At 46.3% G+C, this 19,461-nt stretch carries 20 protein-coding genes; 16 read left to right on the top strand and 4 right to left on the bottom strand.

The genetic code is table 11. The annotated features are described in order from the left end of the window. The first annotated feature begins 11 nt into the window (after nucleotides 1–11). From DXB83_RS13175 to DXB83_RS13125, 11 genes are all read left to right on the top strand, one after another. Nucleotides 12–2,186 (top strand): M3 family oligoendopeptidase, encoded by a 2,175-nt coding sequence (locus DXB83_RS13175; protein ID WP_022462743.1) that lies wholly within the window; start codon nucleotides 12–14, stop codon nucleotides 2,184–2,186. Between the two features lie 233 nt (nucleotides 2,187–2,419). After that, entirely contained in the window at nucleotides 2,420–2,629 is a 210-nt protein-coding gene (locus DXB83_RS13170) for a FeoA family protein (RefSeq protein ID WP_022462744.1), read from the top strand. A gap of 19 nt (nucleotides 2,630–2,648) precedes the next feature. Further along, nucleotides 2,649–2,870 carry a FeoA family protein gene (locus tag DXB83_RS13165; protein ID WP_022462745.1) on the top strand — a complete coding sequence of 74 codons (222 nt, stop codon included), beginning with the start codon at nucleotides 2,649–2,651 and terminating at the stop codon, nucleotides 2,868–2,870. A gap of 115 nt (nucleotides 2,871–2,985) precedes the next feature. Beyond that, a complete protein-coding gene (gene feoB, locus DXB83_RS13160; protein WP_022462746.1) occupies nucleotides 2,986–5,136 on the top strand; it encodes a ferrous iron transport protein B in 2,151 nt (716 codons plus the stop codon). A gap of 97 nt (nucleotides 5,137–5,233) precedes the next feature. Beyond that, nucleotides 5,234–5,368, top strand: a complete 135-nt coding sequence (locus DXB83_RS13155; RefSeq protein ID WP_022462747.1) for a FeoB-associated Cys-rich membrane protein — start codon at nucleotides 5,234–5,236, stop codon at nucleotides 5,366–5,368. Between the two features lie 33 nt (nucleotides 5,369–5,401). After that, nucleotides 5,402–5,857 carry a transcriptional repressor gene (locus tag DXB83_RS13150; RefSeq protein WP_022462748.1) on the top strand — a complete coding sequence of 152 codons (456 nt, stop codon included), beginning with the start codon at nucleotides 5,402–5,404 and terminating at the stop codon, nucleotides 5,855–5,857. 176 nt (nucleotides 5,858–6,033) lie between these two features. Next, nucleotides 6,034–6,345: a DUF6110 family protein gene (locus DXB83_RS13145; RefSeq protein ID WP_022462749.1), complete on the top strand. Its 312-nt coding sequence runs from the start codon at nucleotides 6,034–6,036 to the stop codon at nucleotides 6,343–6,345. A gap of 97 nt (nucleotides 6,346–6,442) precedes the next feature. Further along, nucleotides 6,443–8,530 (top strand): heavy metal translocating P-type ATPase, encoded by a 2,088-nt coding sequence (locus DXB83_RS13140; protein WP_022462750.1) that lies wholly within the window; start codon nucleotides 6,443–6,445, stop codon nucleotides 8,528–8,530. 364 nt (nucleotides 8,531–8,894) lie between these two features. Beyond that, entirely contained in the window at nucleotides 8,895–9,185 is a 291-nt protein-coding gene (locus DXB83_RS13135) for a DUF2325 domain-containing protein (protein WP_022462751.1), read from the top strand. 18 nt (nucleotides 9,186–9,203) lie between these two features. Further along, nucleotides 9,204–9,758 (top strand): DUF3793 family protein, encoded by a 555-nt coding sequence (locus DXB83_RS13130; protein ID WP_117761771.1) that lies wholly within the window; start codon nucleotides 9,204–9,206, stop codon nucleotides 9,756–9,758. Nucleotides 9,759–9,849: 91 nt separating this feature from the next. After that, nucleotides 9,850–10,272: a flavodoxin gene (locus tag DXB83_RS13125; RefSeq protein ID WP_118697748.1), complete on the top strand. Its 423-nt coding sequence runs from the start codon at nucleotides 9,850–9,852 to the stop codon at nucleotides 10,270–10,272. Nucleotides 10,273–10,366: 94 nt separating this feature from the next. On the opposite strand, the gene DXB83_RS13120 is transcribed toward DXB83_RS13125, so the two are convergent. Then, complete coding sequence (locus DXB83_RS13120; protein ID WP_118697747.1) at nucleotides 10,367–11,521, bottom strand: DUF4317 domain-containing protein; 1,155 nt, start codon at nucleotides 11,519–11,521, stop codon at nucleotides 10,367–10,369. Between the two features lie 275 nt (nucleotides 11,522–11,796). Between DXB83_RS13120 and DXB83_RS13115 the strand changes: the two genes are divergently transcribed. From DXB83_RS13115 to nadC, 4 genes are all read left to right on the top strand, one after another. Then, the gene (locus DXB83_RS13115) at nucleotides 11,797–13,011 is read left to right on the top strand and encodes an AI-2E family transporter (RefSeq protein ID WP_243108932.1); all 1,215 of its coding nucleotides are present in this window, start codon (nucleotides 11,797–11,799) and stop codon (nucleotides 13,009–13,011) included. 381 nt (nucleotides 13,012–13,392) lie between these two features. Beyond that, nucleotides 13,393–14,301, top strand: coding sequence for a quinolinate synthase NadA (nadA, locus tag DXB83_RS13110; protein ID WP_118697745.1), 909 nt, complete (start codon nucleotides 13,393–13,395; stop codon nucleotides 14,299–14,301). A gap of 40 nt (nucleotides 14,302–14,341) precedes the next feature. Beyond that, nucleotides 14,342–15,718, top strand: a complete 1,377-nt coding sequence (locus DXB83_RS13105; protein ID WP_118697744.1) for an L-aspartate oxidase — start codon at nucleotides 14,342–14,344, stop codon at nucleotides 15,716–15,718. After that, nucleotides 15,684–16,538, top strand: a complete 855-nt coding sequence (gene nadC, locus DXB83_RS13100; protein ID WP_117761766.1) for a carboxylating nicotinate-nucleotide diphosphorylase — start codon at nucleotides 15,684–15,686, stop codon at nucleotides 16,536–16,538. Before DXB83_RS13105 ends, nadC begins: the two co-directional genes overlap by 35 nt. A 141-nt stretch (nucleotides 16,539–16,679) precedes the next feature. Here the strand turns inward: nadC and DXB83_RS13095 are convergent, their stop codons facing one another. After that, on the bottom strand, nucleotides 16,680–17,312 hold the full coding sequence (locus DXB83_RS13095; protein WP_055267355.1) for an SdpI family protein: 633 nt from the start codon (nucleotides 17,310–17,312) through the stop codon (nucleotides 16,680–16,682). Next, nucleotides 17,296–17,580 carry an autorepressor SdpR family transcription factor gene (locus DXB83_RS13090; RefSeq protein ID WP_022462759.1) on the bottom strand — a complete coding sequence of 95 codons (285 nt, stop codon included), beginning with the start codon at nucleotides 17,578–17,580 and terminating at the stop codon, nucleotides 17,296–17,298. Before DXB83_RS13090 ends, DXB83_RS13095 begins: the two co-directional genes overlap by 17 nt. Nucleotides 17,581–17,774: 194 nt before the next feature. Between DXB83_RS13090 and DXB83_RS13085 the strand changes: the two genes are divergently transcribed. Next, nucleotides 17,775–18,956, top strand: coding sequence for an MFS transporter (locus DXB83_RS13085; RefSeq protein WP_117510297.1), 1,182 nt, complete (start codon nucleotides 17,775–17,777; stop codon nucleotides 18,954–18,956). Nucleotides 18,957–19,016: 60 nt separating this feature from the next. Here DXB83_RS13085 and DXB83_RS13080 read toward each other — a convergent pair whose 3' ends face one another. Next, complete coding sequence (locus tag DXB83_RS13080; RefSeq protein ID WP_022462761.1) at nucleotides 19,017–19,454, bottom strand: aspartate carbamoyltransferase regulatory subunit; 438 nt, start codon at nucleotides 19,452–19,454, stop codon at nucleotides 19,017–19,019. Between the last annotated feature and the right edge of the window lie 7 nt (nucleotides 19,455–19,461).

Raw genomic sequence — 19,461 nt, 5'->3', positions numbered from 1 at the left:
GGTAAGAGAAGATGAAAAAGTTTTCGGAAATTGAATACGTAAGGCCGGACATGGAGGCAGAGCAGGAAAAAGTAAGAGCGTATACGAAGGCGCTCAAAGAGGCAAAATCATATGAGGAGCTGCGCGGACTTTTTATGGAAGAAAAAACGCGCGAGGATGCCTGGGCGACAATGGCGGAAGTGGCGCAGGTAAGATATACGGTGGACACCAGAGATTCGTTTTATGAAGGAGAGGTTCAGTTCTGGAATGAGACGATTCCGGCGATCCATCTGCTGATACAAAAGGCAGAGAAGGTGATTCTGGAGTCTCCGTTTATCAAAGAGTTTGCAGAGGAGTTCGGGGAATTTTTTGTGAAGAATATGGAGGTTGGCCAAAAATTAGCGGACGACTGTATCGTGGAGGATCTGATCGAAGAGGCGAATCTGACGCAGCAGTACAGTAAAATTACGGCGAATGCTTCGACGGAATTTAAGGGCGAAACGTGTAATTTTTATGGACTGCTGAAGGCGATGCAGAGTACGGACCGCCAGATGCGGAAAGAGGCGATGACGGCATGGGGAGATTTGTATGAAGAGATTTCCGGGGAGCTGGATGCGCTGTATGACAAGATGGTTCCGCTGCGCGATAAAATTGCGAAGAAGCTGGGATTTTCTTCTTACATTGAATTTATTTACCTGAGCTATGGAAGATACGATTATACGGCGGAGGATGTTGCAAAGTTCCGTGCGCAGGTGAAGGAGAAGATTGTACCGCTCTGCCTGGAGCTTCGGAAGGAGCAGGAGAAACGGCTTGGAGTGGACAGGCTGCATTATTACGATGAGGAGCTGATTTTCCCGGAAGGAAACGCGGTTCCGGAAGGAACGACGGAGGAACTGGTTGCGAAGGCGCAGAAGATGTACCATGAGCTGTCGAAAGAGACGGGTGAGTTCTTTGATTTTATGGTGGAGCATGAGCTGTTTGACCTGGAGACGAAGCCGGGAAAACAGACAGGCGGTTACTGCACATTTCTGAATACGTTCAAGGCGCCGTTCATCTTCTCCAATTTTAATGGTACGAGCGCGGACGTTGATGTTCTGACTCATGAGGCGGGCCATGCGTTCGAGGCGTATACAGCGGCAAAACAGATTCCGTTTATGGATATGGTATTCCCGACAAGCGAGGTGGCGGAGATTCACTCGATGACAATGGAGCATTTCGCATACCCCTGGATGAATGCATTCTTTGGAGAGAAAGCAGATGATTACCGTTATGCGCACCTGATGAGCGCGCTGGAAGTGATTCCGTACATGGTATGTGTGGATGAGTTCCAGCATAAGGTATTTGAAAATATCGGCATGACGGCCAAGGAGCGCCGTGCGATCTGGCATCAGTTAGAGCTGACCTATATGCCATGGAGAAATTATGACGGCCACAAGTTCCTCGAGGAGGGCGGTTTCTGGATGCAGAAGCAGCATATCTTTGTGAACCCGTTCTATTATATTGATTATGCGCTGGCACAGATCTGTGCTTTCCAGTTCTTTGAGCGTTTCAAAAAAGAGCCGGAAAAGGCGTGGGGCGATTATTACCGTCTCTGCCAGGCAGGCGGAAGCAAAGGATATTTTGCACTGCTGGAGCTGGCCGGACTGAAGAATCCGTTCGTGGATGGAACGGTGGAAGAAGTCGTTGCGGGACTGAAGCCCTATTTAAAACAAAAAGTAAAGTATACGATCCGTCCGGTAAAAGAGGAAGATCTGAAAAAGGTAGCCGAGGTGGAGGCGCTATGTTTCCCGGCTGCCGAGGCGGCAGGTTATGAAGACTTCATGGAGCGGTACAAAACCTGCAAAAACAGCTTTTTTGTAGCGGAAACTGAAGATGGCGAAATCGCAGGCTTCTGCAATGGCTGCTGTGCGGATACCGATTATCTGGCGGATGCACTCTACCATGACGCCACGCTGCACAACCCGGACGGCGATTATCAGATGATTTTCGGACTGGACGTCAATCCGAAGTTCCAGAAACAGGGCATTGGAGAAGCACTGATGCGTCATATGGTAAAAAGCGCAGGAGAGCGTGACAAAAAAGCCGTTGTTCTTACATGCAAGGATCATATGATTCCATTCTACAAAAGGATCGGATACGAATATATCGAACTTTCCGACTCGACGCATGGCGGTGCAAAATGGCATAAGATGATGTACCGTTTGTAAAAAAAAATGGAAAGCAAAAAGGGCAGAACAGGTAGATACGAAATTTCTCTGTTCTGCCTTATTTTTCAAAAAAACAGGGCCCTTAACGAAGGCTTTTTCTCAGTAACGGAGTAAATTTCAGAAAAAAATACAAAAAAATAGTAAAAAAGCAGTTGACATCTAACGTACGTTAGCATATACTAACAACTGAAATAGAGATGAAACTCATTATCATACACAGGAGGTAATTGACTATGCCTTTAACGATGGCAAATCCAGGCGAATGTTACACAATCAGAAAAGTTGGCGGAAAAGAAGAGACCAGAAGATTTCTTGAAAATCTTGGCTTCGTCGTTGGCGGAAACGTGACAGTCGTATCGGAAATCGACGGCAATCTCATCGTGAATGTGAAAGATTCCAGGGTAGCCGTTGGAAAAGATATGGCAGCCAAAATCCTGATTTGATAGGAAAGAAGGAGAGAAGATGAAGACTTTAAAAGAGACTTCCGTAGGAGAAACCGTTAAAGTTGTAAAACTCAACGGTTCCGGTCCGGTCAAAAGAAGAATCATGGATATGGGAATCACCAAGGGTGTTGACGTATTCGTGCGCAAAGTTGCTCCGCTCGGCGATCCGGTCGAAGTAACCGTCAGAGGATACGAATTATCCTTAAGAAAAGCAGATGCCGAAATGATTGAAGTAGAGTAAATTTTTTTGTCTGCTTGTTAGCGGATGCTAACAAAAGCAAGCTGTAGCCAATATTGGTAAGGCTTGTGAAGTTATTAAAATCAGTAAAAATCAAAGAAAGAGGGGCATGGGAAAAATGGCAATTAAGATTGCACTCGCAGGAAACCCGAACTGCGGTAAGACAACATTGTTCAATGCACTGACAGGCTCCAACCAGTTCGTAGGAAACTGGCCAGGTGTAACCGTCGAGAAAAAAGAAGGAAAGCTCAAAGGCCACAAAGATGTCACCATCATGGACCTTCCGGGTATCTATTCTTTATCTCCGTATACACTGGAGGAAGTGGTAGCCAGAAATTACCTGATTAATGAAAGACCAGATGCGATTCTGAACATCGTAGATGGTACCAACATTGAGCGTAACCTGTATCTGTCCACACAGATCATGGAACTTGGTATTCCGGTGATCATGGCTGTCAACATGATGGATATTGTTGAGAAGAACGGAGACAAAATACATATCGACAAACTGGCGAAAAAGCTGGGCTGTGAAGTTGTAACCATCTCTGCTCTGAAAGGAACCGGAATCAAAGAAGCTGCTGATAAAGCAGTGCAGATTGCACAGAAAAAAGGTGCTGCTGTACCGGTTCATGAGTTTGACAAGGATGTGGAGGCAGTCATCCGCACCGTTGAGAGCAAACTCGGAAGTGATATTGTAAATGAGCAGAAACGCTTCTTTGCAATCAAACTTCTGGAGAAAGATGATAAGATCACAGAGCAGATGAAATCCGTTCCGGATGTATCTGCCGAGATCAAACAGCTGGAAGACAAATTTGATGACGATACCGAGAGTATTATTACAAACGAGCGTTACGTTTATATTTCCAGCATCATCGGTGACTGTGTCACAAAGAACAAGAAAAACGCCATGACAACATCGGATAAGATCGACCGGATCGTAACTAACCGCTGGCTGGCACTTCCGATCTTTGCAGTTGTTATGTGGGTTGTATATTATGTATCTGTCACAACAGTAGGTACTTTTGTAACGGACTGGACCAACGATGTACTCTTTGGAGAGATCATTCCGCCGGCCATTGAAAATCTGCTGAACGCGATCCACTGCGCTGACTGGCTGCAGGGTCTGATCCTGGATGGTATTGTTGCCGGTGTTGGTGCCGTACTTGGATTCGTACCGCAGATGCTGGTACTGTTCCTGTTCCTGGCATTTCTGGAGTCCTGCGGTTACATGGCGCGTGTTGCATTCATCATGGACCGTATCTTCCGTAAATTTGGACTTTCCGGAAAATCCTTCATTCCGATGCTGATCGGAAGTGGTTGCGGTGTTCCTGGTATCATGGCTTCCCGTACCATCGAGAATGACCGTGACCGTAAAATGACCATCATGACAACAACGTTTGTACCTTGTGGAGCAAAACTTCCAATCATCGCCCTGATCGCAGGCGCTCTGTTTAATGGAGCTTCCTGGGTTGCACCAAGTGCTTACTTCGTTGGTATCGCAGCAATCATCTGCTCCGGTATCATCCTGAAAAAAACAAAACTGTTCGCTGGCGATCCGGCTCCGTTTGTTATGGAGCTTCCGGCTTACCACTGGCCGACGGTAAGCAACGTTCTCCGCAGCATGTGGGAGCGTGGCTGGTCTTTCATCAAAAAAGCCGGTACGATCATCCTGATGTCTACCATCGTTCTGTGGTTCCTGATGAACTTCGGATGGGTTGACGGATCCTTCGGAATGCTGGAAGCTGAGCAGTTAAATGACAGTATCCTGGCTTCCATCGGAAGCGTGATCGCTCCTCTGTTTGCACCTCTTGGATGGGGCGACTGGAAGATGGCTGTTGCAGCTGTTTCCGGATTGATCGCAAAAGAGAACGTTGTTGGTACCTTCGGTATCCTGTTCGGCTTTGGTGAAGTTGCAGAAGACGGCGCCGAGATCTGGGGACAGCTCGCAGGAAGCTTATCTACGGTAGCAGCTTATTCCTTCCTGGTATTCAACCTTCTGTGCGCACCGTGCTTCGCAGCAATGGGTGCAATCAAACGTGAGATGAACAATACCAAATGGTTTTTTACTGCAATCGGATATCAGACACTGCTTGCCTATGTTGTATCCCTGTGCATTTATCAGATCGGTAACCTGTTCATCGGCGGCGGTTTTGGAATCGGAACGGTAGTTGCTGTTCTGCTCATCATTGGATTTGTATATCTGCTGGTAAGACCTTACAAAGAGAGCGCAACTCTGAGCGTTTCCACCAACAAAATGTTCAGCAAATAATTGCTGTGACAGATAGAGAACATGTATCTGATGAAGAGTCCGTATCCGGCATCCGCTGCAGGATGCGGACTCTTTTGAAAAGAAAGGAGTTGTTTCTATGGGAACTTTTATCACACTTGTAGTCGTTGTTGGTCTGGTAGGACTTGCAGTACGCAGTATGATTAAAGATAAAAAAAGTGGCAAGGGAAGCTGTGGTGGTAACTGCGGGCAGTGCAAGGGACATTGCGACTGACAGGACAGGAATCATCATCAGGAGGTAGAACGTATGCCGCAGGAACAGACAAAGCATGAAGCCAGAAATTATCACAGAACACAGATGAAGCGAGAACTGATTATTCAGAAGCTCCGGGAACAGGGATGCAGAATAACCAGACAGAGACGGATTCTGCTCGATATTATCCTGGAAGAGGAGTGCTCCTGCTGTAAAGAAATTTACTATAAAGCTCTGCAGAAAGACAGCAGCATCGGGCCTGCTACGGTGTATCGCATGGTGAATACACTGGAGAGCATCGGTGCAATCAGCCGCAAAAATTTTTACAAGATTGCCTGTGGAGAAGAATGCTTCAAAGATCAGGGCTGTACCGTAGAACTGAGCGATCATACCATCTGCCGCTTAAGCGGAGAGATGTGGATGGACGTGATGAAATCCGGACTGAAGGCAAAGGGCTATATTCAGAATCAGGATATTGAAAATGTGATTGTTTCAGCGGTGGAAGGCTGAAAAACGGGGAAAACGGGTGAAAATTCCTTCCGTTTTCCCTGTTTTAATGAAAATAATTATCAAAAAGAACTGTACGTATTGTCTAACCGAGCAGGTGAGTGCTATACTGTGAACCACAGCGGGGGAAAATGTAAAATTCAGGAAAAATTTATTTTAACAATAGGAGGAAATGTAATATGACAATCAAAGATTTAAAACATCCAGGACTTTTCGCAGCAGGAGTATTATTCGGAACAGCAGGTATCAAAGCACTGTCCAGCAAGGATGCGAAAAAACTTTACACCAACTGCACCGCAGCTGTTCTTCGTGCAAAGAAAGTTGTTATGGATACGGTAACGACCATCCAGGAGAATGCGGAGGACATCTATGCTGACGCAAAACAGATCAACGAAGAGCGTGAAGCAGCAGAAGAGGCAGTAGAGGATGTAGCTGAAGAGACAGCAGAGGAAGCTGTTGAAGCAGAAGCAGAGGATACGGTTGAGGCATAAGCTGTACACAGCAACATCTGATTTACGTCGTATTCATACGGAAAAAACAAAACGCCTGCAGAATTCTCTGCAGGTGTTTTTCTAGGAGGCATAAGATTTGAAATTTTATATTAAACACGAAAGCAGAGGCAGAATCCGAATCCATCTGGCACAGAAGCGCATGTCCTCCGTACAGGCAGAGACACTGCTGTACTATCTGCAGAATCAGAACCAGGTATCTTTCGCGAAGGTATATGACAGAACCGGCGATGCCGTGATCTGTTACGAGGGAGAACGAGCCGCTGTGATTCGGATGATACAGCTCTTCCACTACGAGGAAGTAGAGCTGCCGACCGGACTGCTTGAGAGCTCCGGCAGAGCGTTAAACAACGAATATCAGGAAAAGCTGATCAGCAAAGTGATTTACCACTTTGGAAGAAAATGGCTTCTTCCGGCACCGATCCGTGCCATCTATACTACGGTTGTTTCCGTAAAATATATCTGGAAAGGAATCCAGACACTGGCACAGGGAAAGATCGAAGTTCCGGTTCTTGATGCAACCGCAATCGGTGTTTCGATGCTCCGCGGCGACTATGGAACCGCAGGCTCTGTCATGTTCCTGCTCGGCGTAGGAGAGCTGCTTGAGGAATGGACGCATAAAAAATCCGTCGGAGATCTGGCACGCAGCATGTCGCTGAACGTCGGAAAGGTATGGCTGAAAAAAGACGGCCAGGAAATTCTCGTTCCGTCTGAAAAAATTGTTGCGGGCGACGAGATTGTCGTACATATGGGAAATCTGATTCCATTCGACGGCGAGGTATCCAACGGCGAGGGTATGGTAAACCAGGCTTCTCTGACCGGAGAATCTGTTCCGGTACGCCGTACCTTAGGTTCCGTTGTCTATGCGGGAACGGTTCTTGAGGAGGGCGAGCTTACCATTCTTGTGAAGCAGACCGGCGGATCCAGCCGTTACGAGAAGATTACCGCGATGATCGAAGAGTCCGAGAAACTGAAATCCGGACTGGAGAGCAAGGCAGAGCATCTGGCAGACCGTCTTGTACCGTATTCCCTTGGCGGAACGGCGTTGACGTATCTTCTGACCAGAAATGCAACGAAAGCACTCTCTATTCTGATGGTAGACTTCTCCTGTGCGTTAAAACTTGCCATGCCTATTTCCGTTCTCTCTGCAATCCGCGAGGCAAACCAGCACAAGATCACCGTAAAGGGCGGTAAATTCCTGGAGGCTGTGGCGGAAGCGGATACGATCGTTTTCGATAAGACCGGAACACTGACAAAAGCGCAGCCGACCGTAGCAGAGGTGGTATCCTTCAGCGAAACAAAGAGCCCGGATGAGCTTCTGCGCATCGCAGCCTGCCTGGAAGAGCATTTTCCGCATTCCATGGCAAAAGCCGTAGTAGACGCGGCAAAAGAGAAACATCTGGATCACGAGGAGATGCACTCCAAAGTAGAATATATCGTTGCACACGGTATTTCTACAACGATCAATGGAGAAAAAGCGATTATTGGAAGTTATCACTTCGTATTTGAGGATGAGAACAGTATCATTCCGGAAGGAATGGAAGAGAAGTTCCGTCATCTGCCGGAGGAGTATTCTCATCTCTATCTTGCCTTAGAAGGTGTACTTGCAGCAGTTATCTGCATTGAGGATCCGCTTCGTCCGGAGGCGGCCGAAATTATCCGTCAGCTGAAAAAAGCAGGTCTGAAAAAGATCGTCATGATGACCGGAGACAGCGAGCGCACGGCAAAAGCGATCGCGAAGAAGGTCGGCGTGGACGAGTACTATGCTGAGGTACTGCCGGAGGATAAGGCAAACTTTGTGGAGAAAGAAAAAGCAGAGGGACGTAAAGTCATTATGATCGGTGACGGTATTAACGATTCACCGGCACTTTCTGCCGCAGACGTTGGAATCGCCATCAGCGAGGGCGCAGAGATTGCGCGTGAGATCGCGGATATCACCGTTGCCGCAGACGATCTGGCAGAAATTCTGGTGCTTCGTATGCTGAGCAACCGTCTGATGAAACGGATTCATAAGAATTACCGCTTTATCGTTACGTTCAATGCCGGACTGATTCTGCTCGGCGTGGGCGGCATTTTACAGCCAACCACTTCCGCACTGCTTCACAATACATCTACTCTTTACATTGGCTTAAAGAGTATGGGTAACCTGCTGGACGAGCCGGTATAAAAAACAGAACAGAATAGCAACGGGAAAGCCGCTGGAGTCTTCTTCTTAAGATTCCAGCGGCTTTTTAACAAAAGCAGGGAAAGCCTCTGCTTCCATTGCGAATATTCTTTCACCAGCGTGATGTGAAAAAGAAAATGATACAATTTTCTCAAGAAAAGCCGGAAAAATTTGCAGGATATCCTTGACAAAATCCGACAAAAACGGTATGATATACCCAACAGTTAGATGTAGCTAACTAAAGTACAACGGATAAAACCAAAAATCATACGGGATCCCGGTAGAGGGATTCTTTCTTAAAACACAGGAGTTAGAATAAACTAATTTCAAGTAGCATAAGATAACAACAGAAAGGCAGGTAGAGAAGATGAGTGTCGTAATTATCGGTGGAAATGAAAGAATGGTGTGTCAATATACAGATATCTGTAAAGACTATGGATGTAAAGCAAAGGTGTTCCCGAAAGAGCATGGCTCCGTTAAGAAAAAAATCGGGAATCCGGATCTGATGATTCTCTTTACCAACACCGTATCCCACAAAATGGTGATCACTGCTTCCCAGGAAGCAAAGAAAAACAATATTCCGATCGCAAGAATCCATACCAGCAGTGCCACCGCACTTCGCTCGGTATTAGATGAGCACTGCGCAGCAGCAATGTAAGAAGGAGACGTAAAAGGCATGATTGAGAGATTTTTGATCGAACACTGTTCGGCAACGCTGGCTTCCATCAAAGCCGCAAATTTATGTAATATGACATTTTCATCCAAAGAAGAACTGGAAGATCAGATTTCATACTGGAGTGCCTGTCTGGAACCAAAAGGAATTCGCATCTTTGTATTGCGGGAGCATGAGACGAGAGCACTGGTCTATGTGTACCGTGAAGGGCTTCTCCAGAAGGAGCTGGAAAATCCGGAGAATGCAGCGTTTTTAAAATCCTATGGATATGAAAATACAGACATTGCTTATGCACTGAATCGCCTAAAAACCCGGGTGGCAGAGTGTAAAGAAGGATTTCCGCATGAGATCGGTGTGTTTCTCGACTATCCGCTCGGTGATGTGATCGGTTTTATTGAGAACAAAGGCCACAATTATAAATGCAAGGGATGCTGGAAGGTCTATTGCAATGAGTGCGAAACACAGAAAACATTTCAGCGCTATCAGAAATGCAGAAACGTGTATCTGCGTCTCTGGAAGCAGGGAAGAAGCGTTTTACAGCTCACCGTAGCTGTTTAACATAAAATCCTGCATACCATAAAAAGGGCAGTAGGATCGGGGAAAGAAAAATCCCCCGGAATCAGAAAATAAAGAAAGAAGGATTTGAAACATGAGCAAAGTAGCAGTAGTTTATTGGAGTGGAACCGGCAACACAGAAATGATGGCACAGAAAGTAGCAGAGGGAGCAAAAGAGGCAGGCGCAGAAGTTTCTGTTCTGACTTGCGCAGATTTCTCTGCGGATGATGTAGATGCATACGATGCAATCGCTTTCGGATGCCCGGCTATGGGGGCAGAAGAGCTGGAAGATACCGAGTTCGAGCCAATGTTCTCCGCATGTGAATCCAAACTCTCCGGAAAGAAAATCGCTCTGTTCGGTTCCTATGGATGGGGAGACGGCGAGTGGATGCGCACCTGGGAAGAAAGCTGCAAAAATGATGGCGCCGAGCTGGTATGCGACAGCGTGATCTGCGCAGACGCGCCAGATGATGAAGCTGAGGCAGCATGCATTGTACTTGGAAAAGCACTCTGCTAAGCATAAATAAAAGGAAGAAAAAGCGGCAGCCCTTTTGTCTGGGACTGCCGCTTTTTTTTTCGGACAATGAGAAAGACTCGCTGTCATTTGGTTGTTAAAATTCGGTATCATCCGCATCGGATGGCCGTGACGGTTTTAAAAGAATTCCGTTGATTTCCACTTCATCGGCTGCCTCGATCAGAATATACGGTGTTCCGTCGATCATACGGGTTTCGATGAGCTGGGCCTTTTCCGGGCTGACTTTGATGATAACATCCGGGGTGCGGATCTCGTAGTTCCGTGTACTGGCCACGTTCGAGGCAACGAAGCTTGCTTTCTCATCCGCAATGGATTCGTACTTCTCGTCGAACTCGTCAAGCTGTTCATTCGGTACGCCGCTGCTGGCGAGCAGACGTTTTACCTCGTGTTTATCGAGCACCACCGGTTCCGGATCGTCTTTCCGCTCTTCAATCATGGTATTTAAGTTCTCCTGAATGGTCATAACAGTAGAAAAATCACAGGCGGAATCGAGAGTTTCTTCTATAATAGACTGAAACGTTTCTTTCTGGGATTTCGCGGAGAGTGGCGCCTGACAGCCCAGGAAGTGGTCGAGAAAGTCCGGCTGATCCATCTCTGCGTTTTTCGTGAAATACAGCAGATTGTGGATATCCGTGTTGCGGTCTGTGAAGGCCGGGAAGAGAAAACCGTTTTCCGGTGCGCCGACCACCCAGTCCTGCACGCGGTTTTCAATCGTATTGTGGGACACATTGTAGCAGAGGCCCGGTTTGTCGAGTTTTACCGGGCAGATGCTGCAGAGGATAAATTCATAGACGTAATCGGAAGCATCGTCCATATCCAGATTATCCGAAGCGCGTCCCGGTACATCGTAGGCACCATGGATCAGAATAATATAGTAGTTTTCCGGATAGAGATAATCCGCCATTACCTTTTCATAAAATTCATCAATCAGCGCTTCGTCCTTCAGCTCACTGTTGCGGAGTTTTAAGAGAAACTCCTGTGTGCCGCTCTCACTTTCCTGGGAGAGCGGGAACTCCATATTCAGCAGATTCTTTCCGATGGTACCGGAGAGGGTGCTTTTAAAAATCTTAAAATATTTAAACATTTCTTCCTCTTCGAGAGAGAGAAACGCTTCTTTTAATTTTGTCTTAATATTCTTTTCCGCATCCACATAGCATCCGCAGATTCGCGTGATCGCACAGTGGGATGGGGTAAACAGTTTTTTAATTTCAGCAATTTCCTTTTTGTTCATATAGAATGCTCCTTTATCAGCAATTTCGTATCTTAGACAAGTACTTTCTATTATAGACCATAGGGAAGGGAAAAGGCAAGAAAGAAAATGGCGACTATATCTTATTACACTTTAAATATAATTTCAAAAATCTTGACAGAGGTACCGATTCTGTTATACGATTAGGTCTAATAAAGGGGAGTAATTTAAGTTTGAAAATTTGCGTTTGCAAGTTTTCCGATTATTCAGTTGCTTAAATGGATACGCATGAAATTAAGAAAAAGAGGAGAATGATAGTGGATATAAGTAAAAAATCTGTAAAAAAAATCCGGGAACTTATTGTGTTTACAGCATTTCTTGTGGTCGCACTGTGGAAGTTTAATGTGGTACTCGATGTGTTGAAAGCAATATGGGGGATCGTATTTCCATTTGTACTTGGCGGAGCGATCGCATTTGTGACCAACGTGCCAATGAGCTTTTTGGAAAAGAAAATTTTTGGAAGGGCAAAAAAAGAAAATAAGATAGTCGAAAAACTGGCAAGACCGATAAGCCTGTTCCTCACGATCGTATTTGCGGTTGGCGTGATTGTACTGGTGATGTTTGGTGTGATTCCGCAGCTTACGCGGACAATAGGAACCCTGATGATGAGTATCGCTGATTTTATTCCGCAGATGCAAAGCTGGATCCGGGAGTTTTCCCATAATAACCAGGAAATCATGAAGCTTGTAGATCAGGTACAGTTTAATCCGGATCAGGCGATCAAGTGGGGGATAAGCCTGCTTGGAAATGGTGCAGGAAATATGATGAATATCACAATGTCAGCAGTGGGTTCCATAGTTAGTGGATTGGCAGCCTTTTTTGTTGCATTTTCCTTTGCCTGCTATGTCCTTTTTCAGAAGGAAACGCTGCAGGTGCAGATTCGAAAAGTATTTTTCGCTTTTCTTCCAAAGGAAAAAGCAGATGCTTTTCTTAAAGTCTGCTCTCTGACTTATCAGACATTTGCAAATTTTCTTACAGGTCAGTGTCTGGAAGCCGTGATCCTTGGCTGTATGTTTGTTGTGATATTGAGCATTTTGAGGATGCCATATGCACTTTTGATCGGAGTTTTAATTGCGTTTACGGCATTGATCCCGATTTTCGGAGCCTTCATCGGGTGTGCAGTGGGAAGCTTTTTGATCTTTATGGTAAATCCGAAACAGGCAATTTTATTTATTATAGTATTTCTGGTGCTGCAGCAGATCGAGGGAAATCTGATCTATCCTCATGTTGTGGGTGAGTCTGTAGGGCTTCCATCGATTTGGGTTCTTGCAGCAGTTACGATCGGCGGAAACCTTATGGGAATTGTAGGTATGCTTGTTTTCATTCCGTTGCTTTCCGTGTTCTATACTATTTTTCGGGAATTCGTATATCTGCATCTGAAAAAAAAGCATATCAAACAGGTGACAAGGACAGAAATAGAAGAAGATACGGCGGAAGAAATGGTAAATAGTGAGATACCAGAGGTGAAATGATAGAATCCCGTCTTTGACAGCTGTATGGTGATAAAACGGTTACAAACCCAGTAAATATGGGTATTGTGGCCGTTTTTTTTTTGTAGATCATTATTCAACCGTCAAACTTCCGGGTGTTTTTATAGCAATCCCGGAAAATAATGCAAAAATTCAGCGCAGCAGAACGTGAATTACTGCGTCACAGATTTTCATGTCTTAGACAAGTACTTCCTATTATAGAGCACGGGGAAGGGAAAAGGCATGAAAAAAATGGACAATGGATATTACAACTGTCTTGTCACATGACAAAAGTTGTGGTATACTAAGCGCTAAAGTGTTAAAAAAATATCACTATTCAGGGTTCTGAATCGTGATAGTAAAAATAGGAAGGAAACAAAACCAATGGATACCAGAAGAGAAAAGCTGGAAACATTAAAGAAAGAAAAAAATGCCGTTATCATGGCACACTATTACGTGCCGGATGAGGTGCAGGAAATTGCCGATTACATCGGGGATTCGTATTACTTAAGCGACATGGCGACGAAAGTGGACGCCAGTGTCATCGTTCTCTGCGGCGTTCGTTTCATGGGTGAAAGCGCCAAAATCTTAAACCCGGGCAAAAAAGTACTGCTCCCGGATCTGCATGCCGACTGCCCGATGGCTCACATGGCAGCGATTGAAAAAATCGAGGAAGTCCGGAAAGAGTACCCGGATGTGGCTGTCGTATGCTATGTCAATTCCACCGCGGAATTAAAAAGTCATTCCGACGTCTGTGTCACATCCTCCAACGCAGTGAAAATTGTAAAAGAACTGCCGAACCACGACATCTTCTTTATCCCCGACGAGCACCTTGGTACCTATGTGGCTGAGCAGGTGCCGGAGAAACATATCATCTTAAATGACGGTTTCTGCCACGTACATGCTGCCATCCGCCCGGAAGCCGCAAAGGCTGCAAAGGAAGCGCGCCCGCAGGCAAAGCTTCTCGTTCACCCGGAGTGCAGAAGTGAAGTCGTTGCACTTGCCGATTATGTCGGAAGCACCGCAGGCATCATCAAATATGCCGAGGCAAGTGAAGATACCGAGTTTCTCGTTGCAACCGAGCTTGGCGTTTTCGCAGAGCTGAAAAAGCGCTGCCCGGATAAGAAGTTTTATGCAGTGGGAAATACGCAGATCTGCCCAAATATGAAAAAAGTGATATTGGACAAATTAATAGAAGCACTGGAAAATGAGGAGAATGAAGTTCTGTTAAGCGAACAGGAAATTTCAGACGCACATGCGCCGCTGTTAAGAATGCTCGAGCTTGCAAAGTAACAAAATAAGCAGAACGCAGAAGCGGAAAAGAGGAAATGAAATGAAAAAGTATTATGATGCAGTGATTGTAGGATGTGGTGTGGCAGGATGCTTTGCGGCACTTCATCTGCCCCAGAAAGCCGATATTCTGATGATAACAAAAGCAGATACCGAGGACAGCGACTCCTTCCTCGCACAGGGCGGTATCTGTGTTCTGAAAAACGAGAGCGATTACGATGCGTTCTATGAAGATACGATGCATGCCGGGCACTATGAAAATACGCCGGAATCCGTCGACATTATGATCCGTTCTTCCCGAAATGTCATCAATCAGCTTATCGCCTGGGGTGTGGATTTCCGCCGCGATGAAAACGGGGAACTCTGCTATACGAAAGAAGGCGCACATTCTACCAATCGCATCTTGTTCCACGACGATGTAACCGGAAAGGAGATTACGAGCAAGCTTCTCGCGCAGGTAAAAAAGCTGCCGAACGTGACGCTTCTTGTGCACACGGAAATGTGTGATATTCTTTCCAGCAAAAATGTCTGCGAGGGTGTTTTGATCCGGGATGAAGAAGGAAAGCTGATTACGGTTTATGCCAGGGATGTGATCTGGGCATGCGGTGGCATCGGCGGAATTTACGATAATTCCACGAACTTCCCGCATCTGACCGGAGATGCACTTGCAATTGCAATCCACAGGAACGTAGCACTGAAAAATGTCAATTACGTACAGATTCATCCAACAACGCTGTATTCCCAAAAGAAAGGCCGCCGTTTCCTGATTTCCGAATCTGTCCGCGGAGAGGGCGCTGTTTTGCTCGATAAAAACGGCGAGCGTTTCACCGATGAACTGCAGCCGCGTGACGTGGTATCCCGTGAGATCCACCGCCAGATGGAAAAGGACCACACGAAGCACGTATGGCTTTCCCTGAAAACGATTCCGCTCGATGTAAAAGAACGGTTCCCGAATATTTACCAGAAATGCCTGGAAGAGGGATATGATATCACGAAAGAACCGATTCCGGTTGTACCGGCACAGCATTACTTTATGGGCGGCGTCAAGGTAGACAGCAATAGCGAAACGACGATGGATCATCTGTACGCAGCAGGTGAGACGAGCTGCAACGGCGTGCACGGTGCAAACCGTCTGGCAAGCAATTCTCTGCTGGAGAGCCTTGTATTCGCAGAACGCGCGGCAAAGAAGATGGCTGCCGAATGGGCCGCAGAGGGTCTTACAGAGAACGCAGACCGCAAAGAAACGGCAACGGAGCCGAAGGAAGATGAATGGAAGCTCCTTGCAAAACGGTACGATATTAGAAAAGAAGATTACCAGAATATGGAAGAATATGCAGAACGCTGCAAAGAGAGCATCTGGGATGCGATCAGAAAGGAAGATGAATATGAATCCAATCACAAGAACACTAAATGTGGATAATCTGCTGCTTTTGGCACTGCAGGAAGATATCTCCAGTGAAGATGTAACCACGAATGCTGTCATGCCAGAAGCCTGCCAGGGAACGGTACAGCTTCTCTGCAAACAGGACGGCGTCATTGCCGGTATGGAAGTATTTGCAAGAGTATTTACTCTGCTCGATGAGAAAACCGAGATTATTCCGTATGTGAAAGACGGCGATGAAGTCAAAAAAGGCGATCTGCTCGCAACCGTAAACGGCGATATCCGTGTTCTGCTGTCCGGTGAGAGAACCGCGCTCAATTATCTGCAGCGGATGAGCGGAATCGCAACGTATACGAGAAGCGTTGCGAAGCTGCTCGAAGGTTCCAAAACGACCCTTCTCGATACCAGAAAAACGACCCCGAATATGCGTATTTTTGAAAAGTATGCAGTCAAAATCGGTGGCGGCCAGAATCACCGCTACAATCTGTCCGATGGCGTTCTGTTAAAGGACAACCATATTGGAGCTGCAGGCAGTGTCACAAAAGCGATCGAGATGGCACGCGATTATGCTCCGTTTGTGCGCAAGATTGAAGTCGAGTGCGAAAATATTGATATGGTCCGCGAAGCAGCAGATGCAGGTGCCGACATTATCATGCTCGACAATATGACTCCGGCGCAGATGAAAGAGGCGGTAGCCGTCATCAACGGCAGAGCAAAAACCGAGTGCTCCGGAAATGTGACAAAAGAAAATATCGCCACGATCCTCGACACCGGCGTAGACTATGTTTCCAGCGGTGCACTGACGCATTCTGCACCGATTCTTGATGTATCATTGAAAAATCTGCATCCAGTAGAATAAGTATAAAAATAGGAATCATTTCCTTATAGATATAAAAATCGCGAAATAAAAAAGCTTCTGTTCCTCCCGGAAAAAGGGAAGAACAGAAGCTTTTTTAAACAGGAAACTTCGTTGAATTTTCTTATAAAAAATTCTCCGGGTTTAGATTCCTTTCTGAAACAGGAGAAAGGAATATCCGATCGGAATCAAAACCAGCGCTGCGATCGTGAGAAATAAAATCCATTCAAGCTGCAGAAAGCTGTTTACGATCATGGCAACGCCGCCGATGATCCAAACCCAGCCGGCGAGGCGGTGAGTGCGGTTCCAGTTTTCCTGACTGTGAAGGGTCCATGGAACCTTGATGCCGGTTGTGTAGTTCTGTTTGCATTTTGGCATGTAATTGCCGATGAGAATAAAGAGAAGGCCGACAATCCCATTGCTAACAAAACCGATATCAACTGCGATGCCGACTGCGTTTGCGTAGATGGAGCAGCAGATTATCAGGGAGGTTACAGGTATGATCCACAGAACAAGACGGATCATCTTCGGGCCGATGTTCTGCCGCTTCGGATCAGAAAAAGTGAGAACAGCGGTAAAAATCTGCAGAGCGGCAAGAAACAGAGGAATACCGATCACTGCCATCGTTTTGCTGCTCCAGCCGTTGGGGACGTTGTTTGTGCCAAAATGGGTGGCAATGGTGTCCGGCATGCGATTCCAGAGCAGAAGTCCGATCACCATCGGAAAAAGAGAAATGAGTGTTGTCAGAATCAGTGTTGTTTTATATTTTTTCCACATCAGAAGTGCCTCCTTTGAGCTCTGAAATCCAGAGCATGATTTCTTCCAGGACGGAAGTGTTGAGTTCATAATAAATAAAATTTTTCTCCCGGGATTCCAGCACAAGATCTGCTTTTTTCAGAATACCGAGATGGTAGGAGATGGTTGCACCTGCCATATCAAAGTGCGATCCGATCTCCCCGGCAGAAAGTCTTTCGTTTTTCAGAAGCTCCAGAATCCTTCGCCGGACAGGATCGGAGAGAGCTTTAAACGTTTCTGCGAATGCCATGGAAACCTCCTTTCCGGCAGTATGAATGCAAATTAATTAGAAATTCATCTAAATACTTTTTATCACATGGAAAGCGAAAAGTCAATAAGCATTTCGAAAAAAATCTAAATAGTTTTATTGTTGATTTTGAGTTGCCATTTTCTGTAGAATACGCTACGATAAGGGAAAAGTTGTAGAAAAAGGGGGACAAAAACATGAAAAAACACCTGTCCGTGCGCTACGGCACGATTCAAGGCTGCTACTGGATGGGATACGCGGCACTGATGGGGTATGCCAGCGTCTATCTTCTTGAAAAAGGCTTCACAAACACACAAATCGGCCTTCTGACGGCAGTTGGCTGTATCGTGTCAGCGGTTCTGCAGCCTGCGCTGGCATCCTACGCAGATCGGCCGGAAAGCCCGTCCGTACGAACAATGCTCCTTGGAGCGAACCTGATTCAGCTTGTTCTTATCATTTCCCTTGCTGCAACGGCAGAAAGCAGTTCTATGGTGGTAAGGACACTGCTGTACGGCGCAAGCATTACGATGCTGATGCTGATGATTCCGTTCGTTAATTCTCTTGGTATGGAGACGATCCGCCAGGGAGAGGAACTTGATTACGGAATCGGGCGCGGCATGGGTTCCGTTGCATATGCGATTGCATCATGGCTGCTCGGCCGGCTGACCGCATCCTTTGGAGCAGACATGATTCCGATCTGGGCTATCGCACTGACCATTCTTTTCCTCATCTGTGTATTTCGCTTTCCGTTTAAAAAGGACAGGAAAAAAGCAGAAGCAGAAAAAGAAGAGACAGGAGCAGCCGGTCCGGTCGATTTTCTGAAACGGTATCCGTCCTTCGTGGTAGTACTGCTTGGCTGCATTCTGATCTTTATGTCACATAGCCTGATTAACAGCTTCAATTATCAGATTGCAATGGCAAAAGGTGGTGGCAGCGGTGAGATGGGAAATGCGATGACCATCTCTGCAGTTTCCGAGCTGCCAACGATGTTTCTGTTCGGCTATCTGCTGAAAAAGAAGAGCAGTGTTTTCTGGTTCCGTCTCTCCGGACTGTTTTTTGTCCTGAAAAGCATAGGAACCTTCCTGGCCTTTAATATTCCGACATACTACGCTGTTCAGCCGTTCCAGATGTTCGGCTGGGCGCTGATCAACGTCGCCTGCGTCTATTACGTGGACGGCATCATGGAGCCGCAGGATTCGATTAAAGGACAGGCATATATGGCGATGACCATCACCGCAGGAAATGTAATGAGCTCCCTGTTTGGCGGCTGGCTTATCGATGCAGCCGGTGTTGGCGCGATGCTGATCTGCGCATCTCTTGCGGCCTTCATCGGCTGGCTGATTGTGTGCCTCGGTTCGAAAGAAGCAAAAACTGCATAGGAAAGATAAAAGAAAGCGCCCGAAACCGAACGTGGTTCCGGGCGCTTTGCCGTACAGCTCTTATTTATTTCTGTTTCCTGTATACTTCTCATCACAGTATTTGCAACGGTAAACCTCTTTTTCCGGGTCAGCCAGGATAAAGACATGTTTTAATCCCTGCTCAATAGAGGTGATACAGCGCGGGTTTTTACATTTAATCACATCAACCACCTGTTTCGGCAGATGAAGTTCTTTTTTCTCCGTAATCTCGCCGTCTTTAATGACATTGACAGTGATATTGTGATCGATAAAGCCTAAGATGTCAAGATCCATCTTATCAACCGAACACTCAACTTTCAGAATGTCCTTTTTTCCCATTTTTTCACTTTTGGCATTTTTAATAATGGCTACGGTACAGTCCAGCTTGTCCAGTCCCAGATCATGGTAAATGGTCATAGCCTTTCCTGCTTTAATATGGTCGAGCACGAAGCCCTCTTCAATACGTCCTACGTTCAGCATAGCGAAA

The organism is Blautia sp. OM06-15AC (assembly GCF_003481425.1).
GTDB lineage: Bacteria > Bacillota > Clostridia > Lachnospirales > Lachnospiraceae > Fusicatenibacter > Fusicatenibacter saccharivorans.
The sequence above is the reverse complement of the archived record's forward strand: the minus strand, read 5'-3'. Positions and strand labels throughout refer to the sequence as shown.

What these genes read in the sequence shown, in the direction of transcription:
- DXB83_RS13175 (WP_022462743.1), top strand. Translation starts at nt 12, where the DNA reads ATGAAAAAGTTTTCGGAAATTGAATACGTAAGGCCGGACATGGAGGCA.
- DXB83_RS13170 (WP_022462744.1), top strand. Translation starts at nt 2,420, where the DNA reads ATGCCTTTAACGATGGCAAATCCAGGCGAATGTTACACAATCAGAAAA.
- DXB83_RS13165 (WP_022462745.1), top strand. Translation starts at nt 2,649, where the DNA reads ATGAAGACTTTAAAAGAGACTTCCGTAGGAGAAACCGTTAAAGTTGTA.
- feoB (WP_022462746.1), top strand. Translation starts at nt 2,986, where the DNA reads ATGGCAATTAAGATTGCACTCGCAGGAAACCCGAACTGCGGTAAGACA.
- DXB83_RS13155 (WP_022462747.1), top strand. Translation starts at nt 5,234, where the DNA reads ATGGGAACTTTTATCACACTTGTAGTCGTTGTTGGTCTGGTAGGACTT.
- DXB83_RS13150 (WP_022462748.1), top strand. Translation starts at nt 5,402, where the DNA reads ATGCCGCAGGAACAGACAAAGCATGAAGCCAGAAATTATCACAGAACA.
- DXB83_RS13145 (WP_022462749.1), top strand. Translation starts at nt 6,034, where the DNA reads ATGACAATCAAAGATTTAAAACATCCAGGACTTTTCGCAGCAGGAGTA.
- DXB83_RS13135 (WP_022462751.1), top strand. Translation starts at nt 8,895, where the DNA reads ATGAGTGTCGTAATTATCGGTGGAAATGAAAGAATGGTGTGTCAATAT.
- DXB83_RS13130 (WP_117761771.1), top strand. Translation starts at nt 9,204, where the DNA reads ATGATTGAGAGATTTTTGATCGAACACTGTTCGGCAACGCTGGCTTCC.
- DXB83_RS13125 (WP_118697748.1), top strand. Translation starts at nt 9,850, where the DNA reads ATGAGCAAAGTAGCAGTAGTTTATTGGAGTGGAACCGGCAACACAGAA.
- DXB83_RS13120 (WP_118697747.1), bottom strand. Translation starts at nt 11,521, where the DNA reads ATGAACAAAAAGGAAATTGCTGAAATTAAAAAACTGTTTACCCCATCC.
- nadA (WP_118697745.1), top strand. Translation starts at nt 13,393, where the DNA reads ATGGATACCAGAAGAGAAAAGCTGGAAACATTAAAGAAAGAAAAAAAT.
- DXB83_RS13105 (WP_118697744.1), top strand. Translation starts at nt 14,342, where the DNA reads ATGAAAAAGTATTATGATGCAGTGATTGTAGGATGTGGTGTGGCAGGA.
- nadC (WP_117761766.1), top strand. Translation starts at nt 15,684, where the DNA reads ATGAATCCAATCACAAGAACACTAAATGTGGATAATCTGCTGCTTTTG.
- DXB83_RS13095 (WP_055267355.1), bottom strand. Translation starts at nt 17,312, where the DNA reads ATGTGGAAAAAATATAAAACAACACTGATTCTGACAACACTCATTTCT.
- DXB83_RS13090 (WP_022462759.1), bottom strand. Translation starts at nt 17,580, where the DNA reads ATGGCATTCGCAGAAACGTTTAAAGCTCTCTCCGATCCTGTCCGGCGA.
- DXB83_RS13085 (WP_117510297.1), top strand. Translation starts at nt 17,775, where the DNA reads ATGAAAAAACACCTGTCCGTGCGCTACGGCACGATTCAAGGCTGCTAC.
- DXB83_RS13080 (WP_022462761.1), bottom strand. Translation starts at nt 19,454, where the DNA reads ATGCTGAACGTAGGACGTATTGAAGAGGGCTTCGTGCTCGACCATATT.